Raw genomic sequence first — 21,076 nt, forward strand, 5'->3', positions numbered from 1 at the left:
AGCTTCCGTCACGAAAGTCGCGCCGTCACGGATTTTGGGGCGGCTGGCAGCAGTCGTCGCCGTCGCAATTGTCCAAGGCGAGGATCACGGGCTGGGGGCGTTCGGGCGAAGCGTTGGGCGGGTGGGGGGCCGCCATGGCCTCGACGGGATCTGCGACGCAGGACGACAAGAAGTGCGGAAAGATGGGTTGAGCCGTCGGAACGGCGCAGGTGTTGTTCTCGGGCTTGCGATTCTCGATTGCGATGCAGTCGTGAATCTTGGTGACCACCGCTTTGGAAAACTTCAGCGACGCGAGGTCGAGGCGTTTCCACACACGTCCCATGTCCGAAGTGCCCTTGGCGACGGGCGGCAGGTGCGAGCAACTGAATTTCGCCGTTTCGTCGGCCTCGGCGAAGCAACGCATCACACTCGCCTCGTACGCGCACAAGGCATTGCCTTGCTCACAGCCGCAGGTATCGTCGATGAAGGTCCACTTGGCGGGCTCGCTCGCGCCGTAGATGCATTGCTCACCGCGGGGCGGCGTGTTTTTCGGCGGCGGGGTGGGGGCGCACCCCGCGTACCCTACGGCGACGAGTGACAGGACGAAGAGCGCGCGCGATGTTCTCGAGACGGGCATGAGCAAAGAGCCCGCATCTTAGTGCGCCCCGAGCGCGCGAGGCCAGCGATTGCTCAGCCCCAGGCCATCTCGCCCTTGGCGACTTTTGCGCCGATTTCGAGGGCCACGCCCATGCCCGCGCCCGGATAGTGCCGCTTCATCGCAGCGATGAGTGCGGCAGCATCGCTGGCCCCGGCGAGCTCTTTTTCGAAGGTCACCAGGTAATCGCGGGTGTAGGCGATGGCGGAGGCATCGGTTGCAGCCCCCGTCACGGCGTGCCCAGGCACGACGACGGACGGATTTCGCGTTGCGAGGACGTGCAGGTTTTCGATCCACGCTTTGCGCTCCTCGGCGCTCGGCGTGTCCGCGACCCAGACGTGGACCCCCGAAAAGACGAGCACACCGCCGAACATCGCGCGCAGGGAAGGAACCCACAAATAGCGCCGATTGACGAGGCCACGCGCCTCGACGATCTCGATGCTCTCCCCCTCGAGCACGAGCTTGCGCTCGTTGAAGGGCGCGGGAACGACGACGTCGGCGAGCGACGCGGGGCCATTGTCTCCGAGCTTGGGCCCCCATATTTCGAATTTCTTCTGCACGCTGGCCTGGATGGCGGCGACGGTTCCCGGGGCGGCCAAAATTTGCGCCTCGGGAAATGCCGCGCGAACGGGTCCCAGCGAAAAGTAGTAATCGGGATCGCTCTGGCTCACGTAGATCGCGGTGAGCCGCTTGCCGGTCGCTCGAATGGCGGCCGCGAGCTTGCGCCCGTCCTCGAGCGTGAACCCTCCGTCGATCAACAATGCGTCGGATGCGCCCGCGAGCAGCACCGGCGCACGGAAGAAGCCCTGCTCACCCGCAGGGAAATGCGTCCACGTGATCGTCATGCTCGATTCTCCTTTCGGCTATCCGGCCCGGCGCGTTGCGGAGCGGATCTGGTGAAGCAAATCCTCGACGCGCCCGTAAAGAAGGCTCGTCGAAATCACGCGAAGCGCCGCGTGCTCGTGCAAAATGAGCGTGGGCACGCCGTGCGCGTTGACCGAGCGAAGAAGCTTGCGCCCTTCGACCATGCGCGCGATCGCCGCATCCAGGAGCTCCGGCTCGCGCATCGCCACGCTCGCGGCCGCCGCACCGAGCCCAATTTCGTGGAGAATCTCCGCAAGCACATCGTAATTGGTCACGTCCCTTCCGGCGACGTAGCGCGCGGACTGGATGGCCTCGAGTGCCGCGAGCTCGCTCTCGGGCGCCGTATGCCGAACGGCCGTCAACGCCATGACCGCGGGCCCCGAGTCGAGCGACGAGCTGCGATCCGCGAGGACATAATCGCGGTAACGTTGCGAGAAGACCTGCTCCGTCAACGCGGCAATCCGCTGATCGTTGGACCACGCGTGCTCGGCAAAATGGTCATCCATCGGTCGCACGCCCGCGCCCGCGAACAATCCGGATGGCGCGAGATCCATGGTCACCCCGGGCTCCTGCGCCAAGCGCCGAAGGGAGGGCGTCGCACCGTAGCACCAGCCGCAGAGCGGGTCGTAAATGAGCGTCAACCGCACGGGCGAGTGCATGCCATTCTTCATGGCCGTAATTCTTAGCGGTGGGCCCCCGTTTGCAGTAGGCACCGAGTTCATACAGACTGTTTGCCAAAGGCAAACAATGCGCACCGCCTCCCGCGAACCGCTGAATTTGAACCGACTCGCGTATTTTGCTTACGTCGTCGAAGCGGGCTCGTTCACACGCGCCGCGGAACGGCTCGGTATCACGAAGGCGGTGGTGAGCCAGCAGGTTGCCCGACTCGAGCGGGAGGTGGGGACCACGCTCCTCGTGCGCACCACCCGCAAGGTCGTTCCCACCGAGGCCGGGCGAGCCCTTCACGCTCGATGCATGGTGATCCTGCGCGAGTCATCGGAAGCCTTCGACGAGCTCGCGCAGGGCGTTGCCGAACCGCGCGGGAAGCTGCGGGTGACCGCGCCGTTCGATTACGGCACCTCGGTCGTCGCCCCGGTGGCCACGGAGTTTACGCGCACCTATCCGCACTGCGATGTGGAGTTGATGCTCAGCGATCGGCTGGTGGATCTTCAGACGGTCGATTTGGCCATTCGCGTGGGATGGCCCCGCGATTCGAGCCACGTGATGCGCCGGATCGGCACCATGGAGCAATACTTGGTGTGCACGCCCAAAATGGCCATGCTTCTCGGGCGTGGCAGCGAGCCGGAAGACCTCGGCTTGCTGCCCTTCGTGGCGAACAGCTCGCTGCCCGATCCGAACGTGTGGCGCTTCACGCACCCCGAGCACGGGCGCCGCACGGTGCGGATGCGGGCGCGCATCACCGTCGATGCCACGCCGGCGGCGCACGTGGCGGTGCTGACGGGAGCAGGGACTTCGGTGCTTCCAGACTACCTTGTCAGCGCCGATCTCGCCGCCGGGCGCCTGGTGCGGGTGCTTCCGGAGTGGAAGCTCCGAAGCGGCGGGATCCACGCGCTCTTTCCGCCCACGCGATTCCGTTCGCCCAAGGTAAGCCGCTTTTTCGAGTCGATGAGCCGCGCGGAGACCGAGCGCCACGCGAAAGCGCGCGCAGAGCAGATGGCCGTGCGTTGATTCCCTTTGCAGAATTACGTGTTTCGATGAGGAAGCATGCACAATATTCGTCAGCGCGAGCCTCGTAAGCGGGGTGGTCGGCGCGGCGGTTCGGTCCTAGCACCAGGCTTTACCCCCAAAGGCCTGCCTGGATGACCGCTTCGACGTCGACCGTTTCCCCTGCACCAAAAGCTTTCGGCGCGCTCGCACTGCGCGGATACCGCGCTTACTTGCTCACGTTCATGTTGACCATGATGGCTGACAACGTCGAGCACGTGATCAGTTACTGGGTCGTCTTTCAGAAGTTTCACTCGCCTGCACTCGGCGGTTTTGCGGTCGTCTCGCACTGGCTCCCGTTTCTTGCATTTTCGGTGGCCATCGGCGCGCTCAACGATCGATTCGATTCGCGGCGCCTCATTCAGGGGGGCGCGGTTTTGTTCATGATCGCGTCGGCGGGGTGGGGCTATTTCTTCATCACCGACACGTTGCAAATGTGGCACGCGATGGTGCTGCTGGTCATTCACGGATGCGCGGGCGTCTTGTGGGTGACCTCGAGCCAGATGCTCCTCTACGACATCGTTGGACCTGCCTCGCTGCCCAGCGCCGTGCGCCTTGCCGCCACGGCGCGCTACCTCGGTGTGTTGGTCGGACCCGGCGTTGGCAGCGTGGTGATGCTCACGCTCGGCCCGACGCGCGGCATCTTCTTCAACACCGTCTTTTACCTGCCGCTCTTCTTCTGGTTGATCTCGGCGCCCTACGGCCGTCATTTTCGTGGGGACACGTCCGGTCCGAAGCGCGCCGTGCGCGGGCTCGCCGACATCGTGCAGACCATCCGCGAGGTGCGAACGATTCCGTTGCTCGCGACCATGATCCTCCTCGCGGGCGGCGCATCGTTCTTCATCGGCAACAGCTACCAGGCCCAAATGCCGGGCTTCGCGAACGATCTCGGCCACGGCGATCCCGGCACCGCGTACACGATGCTGCTTGCCGCCGACGCCGCAGGGGCGCTGCTCGCGGGCATCTTGCTCGAGAGTCGCGGAGGCATCTTCAAAATGAGCCCACCGACGGCGGTCATCCTCGCCATGGGTTGGGCCGCCGCGCTGTTTGGCTTTGCGCTGATGCGCGTGTATCCGTTGGCCATCGCGCTTCTCTTCCTGGCCGGTTTTTTCGAGCTTTCGTTCAGCAGCATGACGCAGACGTTGGTGCAGATGCACGCCCCCGAGACCACACGCGGTCGCGTTCTTGGTCTCTACAACATGGCAGCCGCCGGCTTGCGCGCCTTCAGTGGCATCACGGTCGGACTCGTAGGAAGCCTTGCGAGCGTTCACACGTCCTTGGCTGTCGCCGCCGGGGCATTCGTCTCCGTAAGTGCCATTCTCCTCGCCCGGCTGCGCACCGCATCCAGCGTGACTTGACAACGTCGGATCCCCTTACGATCTCGGGGTGCGCAAGCGCCTAACATGTAAGCGCTGTTTTCGTAATATAATATTTTAGCGCGACGACGCGTTGCGGCAAGCATGTATTTGTTTGCGCATCCCATCGCTCCATGGAAATCATAATTCCCATGAGGCAACTGATTCGAGGCCAAGGCCTCGTTGTTCCGATCGTGGCGTTGTTCGGAGCAACGACTCTCGCGTGGGGGTGTGCGGGGTTGTCGTCCGACGACAAATCTTTGTCCGGGCATGACACCGGTATCAATGGCGGCGGGGATGCCGACCGGTTGACGGAGGACCCGGTGCCCGTGCGCGTGATCACGGCATCCTCGATCGCGGAGTTGCAGGCCGCGCTCGACAAGGCTGCTCCGGGCGATCGCATCGAGCTAACCAACGGCTCTTACACATTGAGTTCCGCGATTCGGTTTAGCCGATCAGGGACTGCTGCGCAGCCGATCACGGTGGCCGCGCAGAATACCGGGGGGGCGGAGCTCACAGGGTCGGCGACATTCAATTTGAGCTCCGTGTCGTACGTAGGCATTTCCGGATTCAAAATCACCACGTCCGCGGGCGTGAGCATTCCGGGGAACGCAGACCATATTCGATTCAGCCGCAACACGATTGAGATGGCCGCGTCGCCGTCGACCAAGAGCTGGGTGACCGTCGCGGCGAACGACACCGAGGTGGATCACAACACCTTCCAGAACAAATCGACCGAGGGCGTCTACCTGCAGATCACCGGGCCCGGAGAGGCCGACATGGCCCGAGGAACGTGGGTGCACCACAACTACTTCTACAATCACACGTACGGCGGGACGAACGGTGGCGAGTCGGTTCGACTGGGACTCAGCAAGCGTCAGCACGCATCCGCGGAAGCGAAGATAGAATACAATCTTTTCGAGAAGGCCAACGGCGATGCCGAGGCCATCTCGGTGAAGTCGTCGAACAACGTCGTTCGCTACAACACGATTCGCGACAGCATCGGATCCATCGTCCTCCGCCACGGCAATGCCAATCGGGTGGAGGGAAACATCGAATTAGGGGGAAGTTCGGGAATTCGGCTCTACGAGAACGATCACGTCATCGTCAACAACCTGATCCAGGGCGGCACGGGTCAGATCCTCGTAGGGTCGGGGACGTTGGTCGACGACACGAACAATGGCACGGAACACGCGCGGGTCGACCGAGCCTTGATCGCCTTCAACACGGTGGTGGGTTCGGGGCGGCTGTTGGACATCGGACCTGGCAGTGATCCCTACGGCCCGGACGACTGCACATTCGCGAACAACATTTTTCAGGGCGGCGAGTCGGCGACGCTGATCCGCATCGGCAAGGCGACCAACCTACACTGGGACGGGAACATCGTGTGGGGCGGCAGCGCCGGTGCTACTCCCTCCAGCGGATACCGAAATGTGGATCCAGCGCTTGGAACCGATGCCGATGGCCTCTATCGACTCACGTCGGCCACCGGCCCGGCCATCGACGCGGCGCAAGGCTCGTATCCCCAAGTCACCTTGGACATCGATCTTCAAACGCGGTCGGGCGCGAAAGACGTAGGCGCAGACGAATTCGTCGCGGGTGGAACTCCACGACGCCCGCTGAGCACGGCGGACGTCGGCCCCAGCGCCCCGTAAGAGAGTGCGGCAGCGTACGCGTCGGGCGCCGCCGCCAATCCCTTTCGTACACGGGTTTCAGCGCCCGAGAGGCATTCGCCCAATTCGCCGACAAGTTTCAACGCGAATTGCCCCTTGCCCGATGCACCGGCTGGAACGAGACTCACCCCATCGACGCGGCGAGCATTCGGAGCATGAATCAACACTGACCTGGCTCGAAGCCCATGCTGTCGAACCAAATGCCCGCTTGCGGATGCTCCAGCGCGCGCCGGACGTACGGAATGACGTTGGCCGGCAATCGATGGAGCGAGTACCAGGCCAATTCGTCGCACTTGTGAGGCTCGCAATTGCTCACCTCTCCCCTCCAGCGTTCCACCCGAACGAAAAAATCGATGCGTTCGTCGCTCGATTTGCGGTGCATCACACCGATGACCCGTACATCCGCGGGCTCGACCATGACGCCACATTCTTCTCGTGCCTCGCGAATGGCGGCGGTCACCACTTCCTCGTCCCCATCCAGGTGCCCGGCGGGGACGCTGTAATTGCCATCCTCGTAACCTGTTTCGAAGCGTCGCAGCAACAGGACCTCATCCCCGCGGGCGACAACTACGTGGACGGCCACAGGCATTGCAAAGCGATGAACCAAATTCAACCTCCGTGAGAACAGCTTATCCCAGGTAGCGCGAAGTTTGGTGCGCACTCGGCGCGTACCACGCGGCGCATTCACGCACGCAATATGCCGGCGTCTTGCGTGGAATACGGTGGGCCCGACGATTGCTGCGCCAATGGTCCCAGCCATGAAGACCGAACTCGCCGTTGTCTTTAGTCCCGTCGGCGGAGGTCACAAATCCGCCGCCCTGGCGCTGGCCGATGCTGCGCGCTCCCGCGGCATCTCCGTCGAAGTGCTCAGCCTGTTCGACTTTGCGCCCCGTGCCGTGGGAGACGCCTATTTGCAGGCGCACCTCACCGGGCAAAATACGGTCCCCTGTCTCTATGGCGCAGCTTATTTCGCCGCGAATCAGCGCGGAGGGCGCTTCGAGCCGCTGCGCCATACCGTCGATCGTATTGCCTTTGGCGCACTGATTCGCGCCATCGATGCACTCGCACCCCGCGCCATGGTGGCGACGCATCATTTGCCATTGGTCGTGCTCGGGCACGCGCGGCGGCGCGGGCGTTTGACCATGCCGCTTTTCGGCGTGGTGACCGATTATACATCGCATGCATGCTGGGCCGAGGATGGCGTCGATGGCTTCGCCGTCGCGTGCCCGGAGGCCGCCCACGAGCTCGAGGGCCACGGTATTCAACACGATCGCATTGCGGTGACCGGTATTCCGGTGCGTGAGGCCTTCGAGCGCATCGAGCCCGTGCGGCAGCCCGAGCGCGGGGAGCCGCTTCGTGTGCTGGTGACAAGCGGCGGTTTCGGCGTGGGCCCCGTGCGCCGAATCGTGCGCTCCTTCGCGGGAATGCGGGACGTTCACGTGACCGTCGTCTGCGGCGCCTCGGCGCACGTGCGCGACGCGATTTCGCGCGACGTTTTTCGGATGCGCCTGAATGCCGAGGTCGTGGGATTCGAAAGCGATATGTCGCGTCGTGTGCGGGATGCACATATCGTCGTTGGCAAAGCGGGAGGCCTCACGGTATCCGAGACGCTTGCGGCGGGCAGACCCATGATCGTCGTCAACGCCATCCCAGGTAATGAGAAATTGAACGAGGCTTATGTCTGTCGCGGGGGCGCGGGGATTTGTGCGCCACCCCATCGCGTGGGCGAGCGGGTGCGCGAGCTTTACCAGCGCGGCATCATCGCGGAAATGGGCGCAAACGGCCGCGCCCTGGTGCGCGCGGGGGCGGCCGATCGCATCGCGCGCCTCGCGTGCGCCGCGTAAAGCCGAGGTGGCGATTCGAATGGACACCGCCTCGAGCTAAGGCGATGCGAATCGAACGAGTTCGCGACCGTGTCGTTCGGTATCCGCGGCAAGAAAGGCGGCATCATTCAGATTTCCGAGCCAGCGGATGCGCGGCGATGCGGGACCTGGCACGATCTCTCCGAGCGCGCGGGTACCGGCCGGCGTGCCGTCGCTCACCCAGGGCTCCCCTTCGCCGGGAGCCCCAGACCAGGCGAGGCCATCGCCTCGAACGAAGTGCAGGCGGTCACCGTGCACGAACAAATCGTTGGATCGTGGTGCGATCTCGATGGGAACGTTGGCATTGCCCAATACGACTTGAAGGCCGTGGTTGAACGTGTCGATGGCCAAACCGTCACGGAAAGGCACGATGGCTTCCACGTCGGACACGATCTGGAATGCCGTCGTGCCGTCCAGCCGATAAACAATCTTGTTGCCCAGCGCGAAGGCACGATGGGGCCCTGTTGCATGCACGCGCGTGACGTTGCTCGCCGGCGAGACCTGCACAGTGCCACCTGGCGTGCCATCGCTGACGAAAAGCCGTTCGCCGCCGAACACCAGGTACCCGGAGGCCTCGTCGACCGCCGTCACCCGGCCGCTTCCGAGCTTCGCCACCACCTGTCCATTGGCATCGATCCGCGCGAGCCCATTGGGCGTGGGCAAGTACAGGGCATCTCCGCGAACGATCCATCGCGCCCCCTCGGTCACACGCCCGATGGCCACCTCTTTTCGCTGGCCGGAGGGCGTTCCATCGGACGAATGAACCTCCTCGTTGGCGTCGGCGAAGAAGACACGTTGGCCGAGGGCCATCATCGGGAGGTCGAATCGTCCGCCGGTGGGGTCACAAAGAAAATCGAGCTCCAATGGATGAACGGTCGCGATATCCGTGGCCTGCCCGCGCCATGATGCAAGTTCGCATTTGCCCCAACCGTTGCCGGACGCGCGCACGATGAAATAGCGATCACCGAGTTTGGCGGGCGGCCCCATGTGCACCGGTCCAATCGAACGCGTTCCTGCCCGCGTTCCGTCCGTGAACCACGATTGCCGGTACTGCAGCGAAAAGGACGCATTGGCCGCGAAGACGGCGCCGGAGCCACCCTCGAGTGGAAAAAATCCGGTCGGATCCGAAGGCGCGGTCCGATCCTCCACGGGAATGACCGTCAGCTTGCCGTCGGCGAATTTCATCGCGCACGGCGTGGGCCACGACGTTTCGTTTTCGCAGACGAAGAAGATCCAATCCGGGCCCATCACCGCAGGTGCTCGCGTCAACGCCGTGTCGGTGGGGTAGCGTGCGGGCCCCAAGCTGGCCATCGTGCCGAGTGCGACGGTGCCTTCCGCGGTGCCATCGCTCCGCCAGACTTTTCCCTCGTTGATGTCGTCGTCCCAGAAGAAGGCTGCCCCCGGAGCTTGGGTCCACGGCTGCAGCACCGCGTAGGGATCGGTGGGGATGGTGGCGATCTTTTTCGCCGCCGCCGGCTCGCCCTCGATGGCCCACACGTCTTTTCCTTGAAGCAAAAGAGCACGCGAATCCGTGACCGAGAGAAGCTTGGTGGTCCAATCCGGGGTTGGCGCCCCGGACACGCTGCTCACCGTCAAGGTGGCAGGATCGAGGACGTAGAGTTTTCCGTCGATGGACAAGACCGCGGAGTTCCCCACGCGGACGGCATATTCGAGTTCACGGCTGCCGGCGGGAATGCCATCCACCTTGCGGGTGCCGGCCGCGGTTCCGTCGGTTACCCACACGCTATAGCCAACCCCCGACGCGTACCCACTCAGGATCACACGATCATTCATCACGAGTGAACGAAGCAAGGATCCGGTGGGCCCCGGAAGGGTGGTCGTTCCCGCGTCCGTTCCATCCGTGCGCACGATGTTTCCATTGACGCGCAGCAGCGCGTAGGACGCCGTCGACACGACCACCTCGTCGACGGGGGCATTGGGAATGGCCGTCAAATGCGACAGGGAACTTCGTGCGCTGTCCGTGCACCAAACGGGGGAGGCGGCTCCGAGCAAAACGCAAACTCGTTCGCCCGCGACGAACGTTTGTTCGATATCCGCATAGCTGGTCACGCCGGGAATGCCCGTCGGAAGAGCGCCGACGATGCGTGTGCCTCCCTGGGTGCCATCACTTCGATAGAGGTTCCAGGTCGTACCATCGCTGGCGCTGAAGAAGATGGAGTCGAACGCGGCCAGCGGCGCCGATGGCCAGGCATCGGCCGTTCCCGGCGCGGTCTCGATGGCTAGCTTGGTGCCTTCGGCGGTTCCATCGGAGACCCATAGCTCGGCGCCATGATCGTGGTCGGAGCCGGAAAAATAGATCTTTCCGCGAAATGCCGTCGCCGACGGGATGTCGCGCGCCGTCGCATGGACCGATCGCGCCTTGCGCACATTCAAATCGAAGACCTCGAAGCCCGCCGCCGGCCCAAGCGAATCACCATCCGGTCCCCCGTCGCGCGGCGGCGTGCCCGGATTTCCGGGTCCGTCGCTTCCACCACCACAGCGAACGAGTGCGAGCGCCAGCGTTCCCGCACCAAGAATGCCAACCAAACGTCGATTGAGAAGGGTCATCACGAGCTCCGTCCGTACCGAACCGAGGCGTTGGACGGAAGGTACCGCGGACTCTTCAAAGGAAAATCACCAGCTCCCCCCGAGTCCAACGCCCATGCTCGTGTGGGTCGCAACGGGGCGCAGCTCCATTTTGAATCCGAGATCGTTGCGCACCAGGACGGTTTTGGGCGATACGAGGCCGCCAATCAGCATGGCAAGGCCGCCCGTCTGCACGATCCCGTCGAGGGCGCAGAAGAATTGTCCGGTCGACGACTGCGTCTGCGCGGCTTGGATGAACGGTCCCAAGGCCGGCAGAAGAAGCGCCGACGCGTTGTCCTGGGCATCGGCGCTGATCGAGGCGGCCATCAATGAAAAGACATAGAAGATGCCAAAAGGAATGGCGCCGCCGATGACCAATCCGCGACGAATTCTCGTTTCCATGTGATAGCCATTCGGAATCGGTTGCCCCTCCTCCCAGTCGTCGAGGATGCGAGGGCCGCTCAAGGCCACCGTGGTGGGAATGCCCCCCGTCTCGGGGTGAAGCTGCACGATGATGGGATTGCTCATCGTACCGTGCGGCGCCCACGAAGGCTGTCCTGCCGGCGGCGCCTGGGGCACACCCTCTGCGGCGAGCGCAGTGCGCGACGTCGCCGCGATGCACGACAACACGACGGCCGCGCGTGCGAGGTTTGCGAGGCGATGAGGGAAGAAAGCCTTGCTGTTGCCTGCTGCAGTCATGCAGTGGTGGTATCGCGCCGGACGGAGGCGAACAAATGACACATGCTGACGCGTGAGGCGCGTTAGTCGTCCCCTTGAAAAACGTTGCGGCGTGCTTGGCGGCGCATGGCGCGCGGCGACTGTCCGAACGCGCGCAAGAAGGCGCGTCGCATGTGCTCGTAGCCCGTGAATCCCGCTTCGCGTGCGATGTCGTGGAGCGAATGGTGCGTTCGCTCCATCAGCGTGCGTGCAGCCTCGATGCGCAGATCCTCGACGGCCTTTGCCGGCGGGCGCCCCGTCTCCTTGGTGAAGGCACGCGCGAATTGCCGCGGGCTGAGATGGGCTACCTTGGCGAGGTGCTCGACCGAAAGCCGCAGGTGCAAGTTGCGTTTCGCATAGGTGAGAACATCCTGCATGCGATCCGACTTCGGCTCGAGCTCGAGCAGTACGGAATGCTGCGATTGGCCGCCGGTTCGCCGCTGGTAGAGGACCAGCCCCTTCGCGACGCTTCGAGCCAGTTCCACACCCAGATCTTCCTCCACCATTCCGAGTGCGAGATCGATCGATGCACTTCCGCCGGCCGATGTCCAAACGTGGCCATCGGCGATGTAAATGCGATCTTGCTCCACGTTCACCTTTGGATACTTGGATTGAAACTCGCGTGATTTGCACCAATGCGTCGTGGCGCGCCGGCCATCGAGAATGCCCGCATCCGCGAGGGAAAATGCGCCCGTTCCAAGCGAGGCGATCCGGCGTGAGGTCCTCATCGCCCCCTGCAGGAACGCCACGAGTGCGGCCGGAGGGGGCACGATGACCGTGCTGCAGTCCGAGACCACGGCTGCACCGGAGATGATCACCGTGTCGTATTCGGGCGCGCCCAGGGGTTGCGTCTCGATGGTTACACCCATCGAGGTGCGTACGCGGCCGCCCGTCTCCGAGAGCACGTGCACGTCGTAATGCACCTGTTTCGAATTCGCCAATTCGAAGGCCGCAAGTGCCGCGAAATTCAACGCTTGGAAACCCGGCGTCACGTAAAAACCGAGTCGGTGCATGACGGCGGACTCAAAAGCTTCGCATCAAGGTGTCTCGCAGGGTTTCCAGGCGTCCTTTGAGCTCGAAAAGCTCTTCGTTCGAGCACTCCTCGAGCGCGCGACCGATGCCGCGAGGTACGTCGGGCGCCTTGGACTCGAGGGCCCGCCCGCCTTTGGTCAGCTCGATGATGACTTGTCGCTCGTCCTTGGGGCCGCGTGTGCGCGAAATCCACTCCATGCTCTCGAGCCGCTTCAGAAGGGGCGTGAGGGTGGCCGAGTCGAGGTAAAGGCGCTCGCCGATCTCCGACACGGTAAGCGCGTCACGCTCCCATAAAACGAGCATGACGAGGTATTGCGGATAGGTGAGCCCGAGGTCCACGAGCAGGCGCCGATACACCTTGTTCAACGCCAACCCTGCCGAGTACAGCGCGAAGCAAAGCTGATCATCGAGGCGCAGAGACGGCTCCGTGGCCGTCTCCACACTGGTCGGTTTCTCCATTGAGAAGATGATGAATCGGATGCGATGCAATCGCAAGCGATTTAAATGCCGCGCCCGCTAGTCGATGCCATCGGCGGCGGCGAGGATGACATTGGCCACTTCCTGCGGGTGCGACACCATGGCCACGTGGCTCGAGGCCAGCTCGGTGACCTGTGCATGGATCGTTTTGGCCATGGCGCGTTCTTGATTCGGCTGGATCATGTGATCGTTCGCGGCGACGACATACCAATTCGGTTTGCTGGCCCACGCGGGCGTGTGGATCTTCTCCTCGAAGGCGCTGACGCGAATGGGGCCTTGCGTGGTGGCAATGATATTGGCCACATCGGGCGATACGTCGGGGGCAAAGTGATTGCGCACGGTCTCGGGCGGCAAGCTGCCGAAACCAAAGGCGTCGACCTTCAAGGTGGCGAGCCCGGGCGGGGGCGGGAAATCCTTGCTCGTGTCCGCAGTCGACTGACCTGCCGAGGGCGCAAACGCCGCGACGTACACCAGCGCTTTGACCTTGTCGTCGTTGCCGGCTTCGGTGATCACCGTACCACCCCAGGAATGTCCCACCAGGACGACCGGTCCGCTCTGCCCCGCGATTGCGCGCTTGGTGGTTTGCACATCGTCGGACAACGACGTGAGCGGATTCTGTACGGCAACGACGTGGAGCCCCTTGGCTTGGAGCAACGGGATGACGTTGGCCCACGACGATCCATCGGCAAATGCGCCGTGTACGAGGACGACGGTCGTTTGCGAAGGCGGAGGCGGTGGGTCGGCCTTGGTGCTACTCGAGCACGACGCGCCCAAAGCAATGAGGGAGGTAAAGGCCGCAATGCGGATGCTGCTCATGGGGTATCTCCGTATCTCGAAGCGATTGAAAATGGCTCCACCGCCGATTCGTATTCGGGGAGAGTCCACGCTTCAGGACACTTTCGTTGCCTGAACCCATGAGGTAAATGTCATAGAGTTGACGAATTCGGACACGCGAGCGGGCCCGTCCACGGCAACGGCCGGTGGACGGGCCAACAATCCGCGATTCGCTGCACTCAGGGTGTAATGATGGGAAGCAGATGCGAAATCTTGAGCGTCTTGGCGTCCACCGTTTCACCGCGGAGGGCGCGTTTGACGATCTCGATGACCACCGGATGGTTGGGTATGCCAAGGTGCATGGTCAGGTCCAATTTGAGACCCTCGATGTCCTGAAGCGTGATGTTGGTGAACCGGTGGCCCGAGACGCCGTTCAGAGCGCACTGCGTCCATGGTGTGACGGCTTCGTCGTGCTTGGTGGAGATGCACACGTAGCTGACTCCTTCGAGGGTGTCGCCGCCATCATCCAATTCCGCCTGGATGCTGGCCATCGAGTCCCGCGATTGCTGGAGCGCAGCCTTGCCCACCATCAAATTGGTGGTCTGACACGCGACATTTTGAACACGGAGATAGGTCGTGATGGCGGTACCGAGCGTTTGCATGGCCATCATGGTGGTCCCATGGTTGGACGGCGCCAACCCGATCAGCTTGTCGACTTTGTCTTTTCCACCTTCGTACTTGAGATACCAGCGGGGCATGATCCCTCCGCCTTGGGAGTGGCCCACCAAGTCCACCTTCTGCGCGCCTGTCTTGCGCAAGACTTCGTCGACGAACAAAGCCAGCTCTTTGGCTGACTCCTTGATGTCGCAATATCCCTTGATGACCGGTGGCAGCGAGGCGTCTTTACAACCGAAGTTCAGGGCAAAGACGGCGAAGTTGGCATTTTTTAGCTCTTGGGAAAGCACTTTGAACGTGTTGTAACGATTGGCCCACGTGCCGTGCACGAGAACCACGGGGTTGGTTCCCGGCGGAGGTTTGGCCACGGTCGCGGCGGTCTCGGCGAATGGGTCCTGTGCGCCCGGCGGAAGGGCCTCGGGTCGCAGGCACGATTCGACGAGCGCCTGTTGAAATCTCGCCACTGGCGACCCCTGCGCAAGATTGGTGGCCGCATTTGCGAGTGTTCCGAGAGGATTAATGGGAGTTTTCATTCCACGCTCCTTTGCAATCCAGGTTGTGATTCGTCGCGGTCACGACCGACCCCCCCCGTCTGCACGGAAACGGGAATTCACGAGGTTGTCGATCGCATCGAGAAGGGCTGCATCCCAGTCCGCCGGAAGCAGCGTCGCGAAAGCCTCGCTGGCAGTATCTTGCCGTCGGGCGTTTTCAAATCAAGCGTGGAAATGTCTTCGGATCGCTTTAATCGTGCGAGGAGCGATTTGCACGCATTTGTTGCCATGGCACTCATCGGCCGTGCTTACCGATGAGCGCTGTCTCACCTGCGCAAACTCGCTACGTGCGTCGTGTTCGTCCCGTTCGGCAGGGCAGGCAAGCTGAGGGCTGAAGTTGCCCGCGACGCAGCCGCTCTTCGGCGCGTCTTTCGATTGACTCCGGCATCGCGCCGGCACAGACTCCTCCCGCCTAATTTGAAATCACGTGAGTTGACGGCGGCTTCATTCCCAGCCGCGTGATGCAAACGAGCAGGGTGCGTTCGAGACATCTCCGGAAGAGGAGGGGGCGCGCAGTTTCCCGATGTCGATTGTGAGTCAATCCCGACGTTGACGACGAACGGCCATCGAAAACGGTGGCGGAGGGTGGAGCTATGGCGATCTTGGAGCCGCTGAAGAACTTGATGGATAAAGGGCCCGACTTGCCGGTACCGAGTGACCTCGCGGAGGCATTTCGGAAGAGATTTACATCCGTCATGCCCGAAGGGGCCGCAAAGTATCTCGATCAGATGAGGAAGGAGTACCCGGAGGAGATGGCCTGGGTGGATCCCTCTCCTCTGGATGGCGGCCCTTTGATGCTGCGCGAGCTTTACTGGCGGAAACTCACGGCGGCCGTCGTTCGAAAGAACAACGTCCTCCAGGCGCGGCGCGCCCCATCGGACGAGGATCGCGTGACGCCCATCCTGATTGGGAAACGCTACCCAGGGCTCACCGGGGCGCCGGTTTTCGTGTCGGAGAATACGCCGGTGAAGGAGTGCCAGAGCCCCATTGCCCTGTTGGTTTTGAAGTGGGTTCTGTTTCAAAAAGAAATCGTCGGTATGAGCCAGTTCTACAAGGATCCGTGGAAGGGCACCGGCGTGCCTTATCCGCCGGAGTTCCAGGCTCTGAAGCCAGCGCCGCAGGTGCCGGAAGACTTCCGCCAAGGTGCAGATAGATTGGCAGGCGTTGCACGCCGCGGTCCCTTCTCCATCTACACGAGGAAGGACGGACAGGACTACATCGTGGATCTGCGGAAGATCGAGGCGCTCGAGACGAGGGCTCCGTTCGTTCGCGCGGGCGGGCTGGCTCGGTTCTCACGCAATGGAAATGGCAGCCTCGCCACCGTGGGCGTCGAATTTCAAGGCAAGACGTATCGGCCGGGTGCGAATGCCGAGTGGGCAATGGCCGAGAAGCGCTTCCTCGTCGGGCTCAACTCCTTCGGCACCTTGGCCGATCACCTCACGCATCTGCACATCGTTGCCGCGGGCACGTGGACGATCTGCACCCGCCTCACGCTTCCGGCGCGCCATCCACTCCGCTGTCTTCTCGAGCCATTCGTGATCGAGACGATGCGTGTGAACAACGACAACATCGATGGCTTGATTCTCAGCGAAAACAGCAACGTCCCATCCTACACCGGGTATACGCTCGCAACGGTTCACGGGGCCATGCGAAATGTGATATCCGACTTCGACATACGCTGGCTCGACGCCGAGCACCGCGCCAAGGAGCAAGGCTTGCTCGACGATCCCGCGTTTCCGACCATGCAGAGCGCGGTGGACCTCTTTCGCATCTTCCGCCGCTTCACCAGCGCGTGGTGCAAGGAGTTCGTCCCCACGATCGACCCGGAGACGCGAAACTTCTGCCAGGAGCTGCAAAACCGAGTTCCGAACGGCGTTTTCAAGCTTCTTGGGATCGACGGCATCGCCCAGCTCACGACCGAGCATGTCGCCCACCTGGTGACGATTGGCATGTTCAGTGAATCGATCTGGCACACCATCGTGGCCAACATGGTTCGCGACTACGAAATGCAGTTCGATATCATGCCGCCGGCCATCAATGCCGAAGGCCATCCGACGCTCGGCATCGTCTTGGAAAAGCGAAACTCGATCACGATTGCCGACCTGCTGCGCTACAAGCTGCTGGACGACAACGTTCCTTTCCCAAACGACGCGATGAAGCAAAGTTGGGCAAAGTTCCAGGCCGACCTGAAGGATTACGAAGCGGGCGTCCGCAAGGACGCGTCGACGCAACGCTACCGCGTGATCCCGAGTGAGGTACCCGGTTCGATTCACGCCTGAAAATTTGCTTGGGCCATCGCAAAGGAGCGGGGAAATGAAAAATCCTGTGATGCAAACGAAGGCGTATTCTCAGCCAATCAACGCTATTTCGTCCGAGGGTACTTGTCCGTTTCCCCACGCCGCCGATGGCATGACCAAACCGGCGGACGGGGCGGCTCGAGCCGCGGGCACGGGCTCCTCCGCCCGCGGGACCGGCCGTCCCGTGCGCAAGGACTTCAGCGTCCTTCGCCGCGCCATTCACGCCGGCACGTACGTGGGAATCCTCGCGCTCAAGCCGGTCAAAATGTACGCGTACCGGACGCGCTTCAAGTTCATCAAGCGCGCCATCCTGGAGGTGACGACACCCATCGATTGGAGCCTCATTTTCTTCAATATTCAGAATCCGACCATGCTCCTTCACGAAAAGGCGTATGGCGGGAATTTCCTTTTCGGAAAAGGGGTCATGGTGATCGACCACCGGCGTACCGAAGAGGAGATTTCGAAAGCGGCGCCACGCTGCAACGACTTCATGGGCGTGAGCTTCGTCACCGGGGATAGCATCGTCTTCGCAACCAACAGCGGCAGCATCAACCAGTGCCCGCCCGCCCGCGGTGCCAGCCGCAACTACATGGAGACGCAGATCTTCACGCCGGAGGTGCGTGCAATCGAGCAGGATTACGAAAAGGCGCGTGCGGAGTGTGCCGACATCCTCGAGGAATGGAAGCGTGCCGACGACATGGCGACGATGCTCGGCATTCGAGGGGCAGCGACCCGCATCCTGCTGAAGCTCCTCACAGGCAAGACGATTCCAAAGAAGGACGCCGACGACGTTACGCGCGAGTTCTACAACCGATTCGCGGAGGCGTCGCTGTTTGGCCGATATGCGACATTCATGACTGGGCTTTTGGGCACGCACGAAAGGATGCGGCGAAACGTCTACCAGAAGCTGAAGGACCACGGTTTCGACGTCATGCTCATCGAGATGGTCATGTTCGCCGGAATGTTCAGTATCGGTACGATCGTGATGCGATGCGTGGAAGACATCCAGAGGTTCAAGATTCGCTACGAGGAGCTGACCTACGAGGAAAAACGGAACTTCGTCATCGAAGCACAGCGCCTTTTCCCCACGGTGACCTCCGTTCATCGCATCTTGGAGAAAGACGAAGTCGTCAAGATTGGCCGCAAACAGATCAAGCTCCAAGCCGGCGATCAAATGGTCTATCCATTCGCCTGCTCGAACCGCGATCCGAATCAGTTCCACCAGCCCGAACAGCTTCGCCTCGACCGCCCTCAGGAGGAATACGACAAGGTCCTGAGCTGGTCGAAAGGCCCCCATCGCTGCCCCGCGATGGCCCTCTCGATCACGGTCGTGGTCTCCATGCTCGATACGCTGGCGGAGAGGCACGACTTGTCCCAGCTGAAGATCTTCAACATGCAGATCTGACGTCCGTCGGTTTCCCGCAGCAGGCCCGTGCTCGCATCCGAGCACGGGCCAACGCCGCGCAGAGAGCTTACGGTAGCCGGACGGGGGGCACGGGCGGGAGCTCGCATACGAACTCCGGTGGGTTCATTTCGCGCACCTCGGCGAGATTGAGCTTGGTTCGGTCGAACTTGTCCAAATGCAGATTGGAGAAGGCCGATAAGGCGCTTCCCTCGTTGTGCTCGAGGCAGATGCGTTGCGGGTTGGGGCCCTGGGCTCCTGGGGGCAGGATGCCATCGTAGAGCATGTCGGGAACCCTGTTGTTCTCGGGGAATTGGCCGAGGGTCAGAAGGGCGCCGAGTTCCTTGCTGATGTCGGGGGCGGTGCCGCCTTCGGTGAACGTGTTGTCGTGGACGTGAATCTTGCTTGGCCACTGGTACGGCGCATAATTCGGATCGGTGGTTTGCTCCACGACGAGAAAGCTGAGAATCGACATGTGCGCCGTCTTGTTCTTTTCGAATGTATTCTGAAAAACCTCGACGTTGGTGCTTGCCAGGACGGCGACCCCGGTTCCTCCTGGCACGTGCCGCACCAGGGCCGAGGGGGCGAAATTGGTTCCGTTGTTTTCGCGAACGCGGTTTTTGAAGACGCGTATATCGTGTCCGCCGACCTGTTGCAGATTCGGTACGTCGAAGACGAGAATTCCGGCGGCGTTGTCGTGCGCCTCGTTGTCGTATACGTCGGCGGTGAAGCAATTTTCGAGCTCGATTCCTGCGACGTTGCCGTGCGCCTCGTTATTTTGCACCACGATGTTCTTCGATTGCCCCACGTAGATTCCCGCATCCGATGCGCCAATGACGAGACTCTTCTCGATGAGCACATCGGTCGACTGGACGGGATAAAGACCATAGCCGCCGTGTTTGGACGTGTCCTCCGAGGACCAGTAGGTCTTCAAATCGCGAAAGACGACGTTCGTGCTTTGCAGAACTTTGACGCCGTTGCCGGGCGGGTCCTTCACGGTGAAACCCTCGATGCGCAGATTCCGCACGTATTGGGCATAGACGCTGTCGTTGGCCGTTGTCAGCCCGGCGAAGTCCAGCACCGTCTTCTCGCGGCCTGAGCCGAGCAAGGCGATGTCGTTGACATTGGAAGGCAACGCAATCTGGTTGGTGAACGTGAACGTGCCCTCACCAAACTTGACACTTTCGCCCGAGCGGATGGTGGCGATTCGATTTTGAATCTCGAGTTCGCTGGTTCCGCTTGCAAAGAAGGTGCACCGGTTGGCCGCGGTGCACGAGGGATCGCCCGGCGGATTCTGCGAATCGTCGCTGCTGCACGCGAGCAAAGAGGCGCCGAGGGCGAGGAGCGCTAGGGTCATGCCGTGGAAGGCGCATGTTCTCATGACCGGAGTATACGCTCACGTCAGGGGGCGCCGGGCCGTTGCGGCGAGCCCTTCGTCGAACGGTCCTCGTACTGGCAAGTATCCTGGCCACGGCATGCTCGCAGCCGAAAGCGCCTGCGTCCGTCGCGTCCGTTGGATCGGCTGAAAATCGGCTCTCGCCTGGGGAGCACACGGGCGTCGTCGGCGACGCGTCGATTGTCTACCGCGTGTACGGAACCGGGCCGGTCATGATTGCACAGTCAAATACTACTTCGAGCGGTCCGAGCGGCGAAAACCGCACACCCCGGGAACCAAGCCCAAGCCGCAGCCGCCGTACGACGTGCGTGCTCGCTTGAGCGAAATCAAAATGCCCACGCTCATCCTGGTGGGGGAACGTGATTTCGTCTGCTCCGTCAAAATGGCCAATATCATGCACCAAGGAATCCAAGGGTCCCACATGGCGGTGCTACCGAATGCGGGGCATATGGTGCACTTCGAAGTTCCCCAAGAGCATGCGCGTGCGATTCATGAATTCGTCGCGTCGCTCGGCTAGAGCGCGGAACGAATCCGTGCGGCGAGCGCTTCGAGCTGCGCGGTATCCGCCATCTCACGCGCATGCAACTTGAGTGGCTGGTCCGCCCAGCGTGGGATCACGTGAAAATGCAGGTGCGGCACGGTCTGTCCCGCGGCCGCGCCGTTGAACTGCCCGATGAAGAGGCCTTCCGGATTGAGCACCGTCCGCAACGCGAGTGCGACGCGCTTCACCGTCTTCATGCATTCGAACGCGCCGTTCTCGGACAACTCGTAGAATGTCTCCACGGCCTCCTTCGGCAAGACGAGCACGTGCCCTTTGGATTGAGGCATGATGTCCATCATGGCGAGCGTCGTGTCGGACTCGCATAACCGAACGCACGGCATCTCTCCGCGAAGGATCTTTGCGAATACGTTGCTTTGATCGTAGGCCATCGGATCCTCCTCACGCGCCCGCGGCGCCTTGCCTCGATTCTCGCCGCCCGTGCGCGTCGTGCGCAAGCGAGTCCGCGTGCGATCGGACTGAAGCGGACTTCACCGGGCCTGGCGGTGTCGGGTCGA

Annotated in this window: 19 protein-coding genes; 7 read left to right on the top strand and 12 right to left on the bottom strand. The window is 62.2% G+C overall.

The genetic code is table 11. The features are described 5' to 3' along the window. Nucleotides 1-25: 25 nt before the first annotated feature. Genes LZC95_47940 through LZC95_47950 form a run of 3 tightly spaced genes read right to left on the bottom strand, consistent with a single transcriptional unit; the run spans nt 26 to nt 2,169 of the window. Nucleotides 26-616, bottom strand: a complete 591-nt coding sequence (locus LZC95_47940; protein WXA94164.1) for a hypothetical protein — start codon at nt 614-616, stop codon at nt 26-28. Between the two features lie 53 nt (nt 617-669). Then, nucleotides 670-1,479 (bottom strand): MBL fold metallo-hydrolase, encoded by an 810-nt coding sequence (locus tag LZC95_47945; protein WXA94165.1) that lies wholly within the window; start codon nt 1,477-1,479, stop codon nt 670-672. A gap of 18 nt (nt 1,480-1,497) precedes the next feature. Then, entirely contained in the window at nt 1,498-2,169 is a 672-nt protein-coding gene (locus LZC95_47950; GenBank protein ID WXA94166.1) for a DsbA family protein, read from the bottom strand. A 76-nt stretch (nt 2,170-2,245) separates the two neighbouring features. Between LZC95_47950 and LZC95_47955 the strand changes: the two genes are divergently transcribed. The 3 genes from LZC95_47955 to LZC95_47965 all read left to right on the top strand — a co-directional run bounded on the left by LZC95_47955 (nt 2,246) and on the right by LZC95_47965 (nt 6,233). Next, nucleotides 2,246-3,187, top strand: a complete 942-nt coding sequence (locus tag LZC95_47955; GenBank protein WXA94167.1) for a LysR family transcriptional regulator — start codon at nt 2,246-2,248, stop codon at nt 3,185-3,187. A 131-nt stretch (nt 3,188-3,318) separates the two neighbouring features. Continuing rightward, nucleotides 3,319-4,581 carry an MFS transporter gene (locus LZC95_47960; GenBank protein WXA94168.1) on the top strand — a complete coding sequence of 421 codons (1,263 nt, stop codon included), beginning with the start codon at nt 3,319-3,321 and terminating at the stop codon, nt 4,579-4,581. Nucleotides 4,582-4,730: 149 nt separating this feature from the next. Next, nucleotides 4,731-6,233 (top strand): polysaccharide lyase 6 family protein, encoded by a 1,503-nt coding sequence (locus tag LZC95_47965; GenBank protein ID WXA94169.1) that lies wholly within the window; start codon nt 4,731-4,733, stop codon nt 6,231-6,233. A gap of 178 nt (nt 6,234-6,411) precedes the next feature. Here the strand turns inward: LZC95_47965 and LZC95_47970 are convergent, their stop codons facing one another. Continuing rightward, nucleotides 6,412-6,792, bottom strand: coding sequence for an NUDIX domain-containing protein (locus tag LZC95_47970; protein WXA94170.1), 381 nt, complete (start codon nt 6,790-6,792; stop codon nt 6,412-6,414). Between the two features lie 217 nt (nt 6,793-7,009). On the opposite strand from LZC95_47970, the gene LZC95_47975 reads away from it, so the two are divergent. Then, entirely contained in the window at nt 7,010-8,095 is a 1,086-nt protein-coding gene (locus LZC95_47975; protein ID WXA94171.1) for a hypothetical protein, read from the top strand. Nucleotides 8,096-8,131: 36 nt separating this feature from the next. Here the strand turns inward: LZC95_47975 and LZC95_47980 are convergent, their stop codons facing one another. The 6 genes from LZC95_47980 to LZC95_48005 form a co-directional block, all read right to left on the bottom strand. Beyond that, nucleotides 8,132-10,681 carry a hypothetical protein gene (locus tag LZC95_47980; protein ID WXA94172.1) on the bottom strand — a complete coding sequence of 850 codons (2,550 nt, stop codon included), beginning with the start codon at nt 10,679-10,681 and terminating at the stop codon, nt 8,132-8,134. Between the two features lie 66 nt (nt 10,682-10,747). Then, nucleotides 10,748-11,398 carry a hypothetical protein gene (locus LZC95_47985; GenBank protein ID WXA94173.1) on the bottom strand — a complete coding sequence of 217 codons (651 nt, stop codon included), beginning with the start codon at nt 11,396-11,398 and terminating at the stop codon, nt 10,748-10,750. 62 nt (nt 11,399-11,460) lie between these two features. After that, complete coding sequence (locus LZC95_47990; GenBank protein ID WXA94174.1) at nt 11,461-12,429, bottom strand: helix-turn-helix domain-containing protein; 969 nt, start codon at nt 12,427-12,429, stop codon at nt 11,461-11,463. A 10-nt stretch (nt 12,430-12,439) separates the two neighbouring features. Then, nucleotides 12,440-12,907 carry a MarR family transcriptional regulator gene (locus LZC95_47995; protein ID WXA94175.1) on the bottom strand — a complete coding sequence of 156 codons (468 nt, stop codon included), beginning with the start codon at nt 12,905-12,907 and terminating at the stop codon, nt 12,440-12,442. 57 nt (nt 12,908-12,964) lie between these two features. After that, nucleotides 12,965-13,741 (bottom strand): alpha/beta hydrolase, encoded by a 777-nt coding sequence (locus tag LZC95_48000; GenBank protein ID WXA94176.1) that lies wholly within the window; start codon nt 13,739-13,741, stop codon nt 12,965-12,967. A 197-nt stretch (nt 13,742-13,938) separates the two neighbouring features. Then, nucleotides 13,939-14,838 carry an alpha/beta fold hydrolase gene (locus LZC95_48005; GenBank protein WXA94177.1) on the bottom strand — a complete coding sequence of 300 codons (900 nt, stop codon included), beginning with the start codon at nt 14,836-14,838 and terminating at the stop codon, nt 13,939-13,941. 680 nt (nt 14,839-15,518) lie between these two features. Here LZC95_48005 and LZC95_48010 point away from each other — a divergent pair. Together LZC95_48010 and LZC95_48015 are read left to right on the top strand one after the other, a co-directional pair. Next, the gene (locus LZC95_48010) at nt 15,519-17,204 is read left to right on the top strand and encodes a hypothetical protein (GenBank protein ID WXA94178.1); all 1,686 of its coding nucleotides are present in this window, start codon (nt 15,519-15,521) and stop codon (nt 17,202-17,204) included. 130 nt (nt 17,205-17,334) lie between these two features. Then, on the top strand, nt 17,335-18,627 hold the full coding sequence (locus tag LZC95_48015; GenBank protein WXA94179.1) for a cytochrome P450: 1,293 nt from the start codon (nt 17,335-17,337) through the stop codon (nt 18,625-18,627). Nucleotides 18,628-18,694: 67 nt separating this feature from the next. Here the strand turns inward: LZC95_48015 and LZC95_48020 are convergent, their stop codons facing one another. Then, nucleotides 18,695-20,005, bottom strand: a complete 1,311-nt coding sequence (locus LZC95_48020) for a right-handed parallel beta-helix repeat-containing protein (GenBank protein ID WXA94180.1) — start codon at nt 20,003-20,005, stop codon at nt 18,695-18,697. A 331-nt stretch (nt 20,006-20,336) separates the two neighbouring features. On the opposite strand from LZC95_48020, the gene LZC95_48025 reads away from it, so the two are divergent. After that, entirely contained in the window at nt 20,337-20,537 is a 201-nt protein-coding gene (locus LZC95_48025; protein WXA94181.1) for an alpha/beta hydrolase, read from the top strand. Here the strand turns inward: LZC95_48025 and LZC95_48030 are convergent. After that, nucleotides 20,534-20,950 (bottom strand): HIT family protein, encoded by a 417-nt coding sequence (locus tag LZC95_48030; GenBank protein ID WXA94182.1) that lies wholly within the window; start codon nt 20,948-20,950, stop codon nt 20,534-20,536. The two genes, LZC95_48025 and LZC95_48030, sit on opposite strands and share 4 nt — an antisense overlap. Nucleotides 20,951-21,076 lie beyond the last annotated feature (126 nt).

The sequence above is a fragment of the Sorangiineae bacterium MSr12523 genome (assembly GCA_037157775.1).
Taxonomy (GTDB): domain Bacteria; phylum Myxococcota_A; class Polyangia; order Polyangiales; family Polyangiaceae; genus Pendulispora; species Pendulispora brunnea.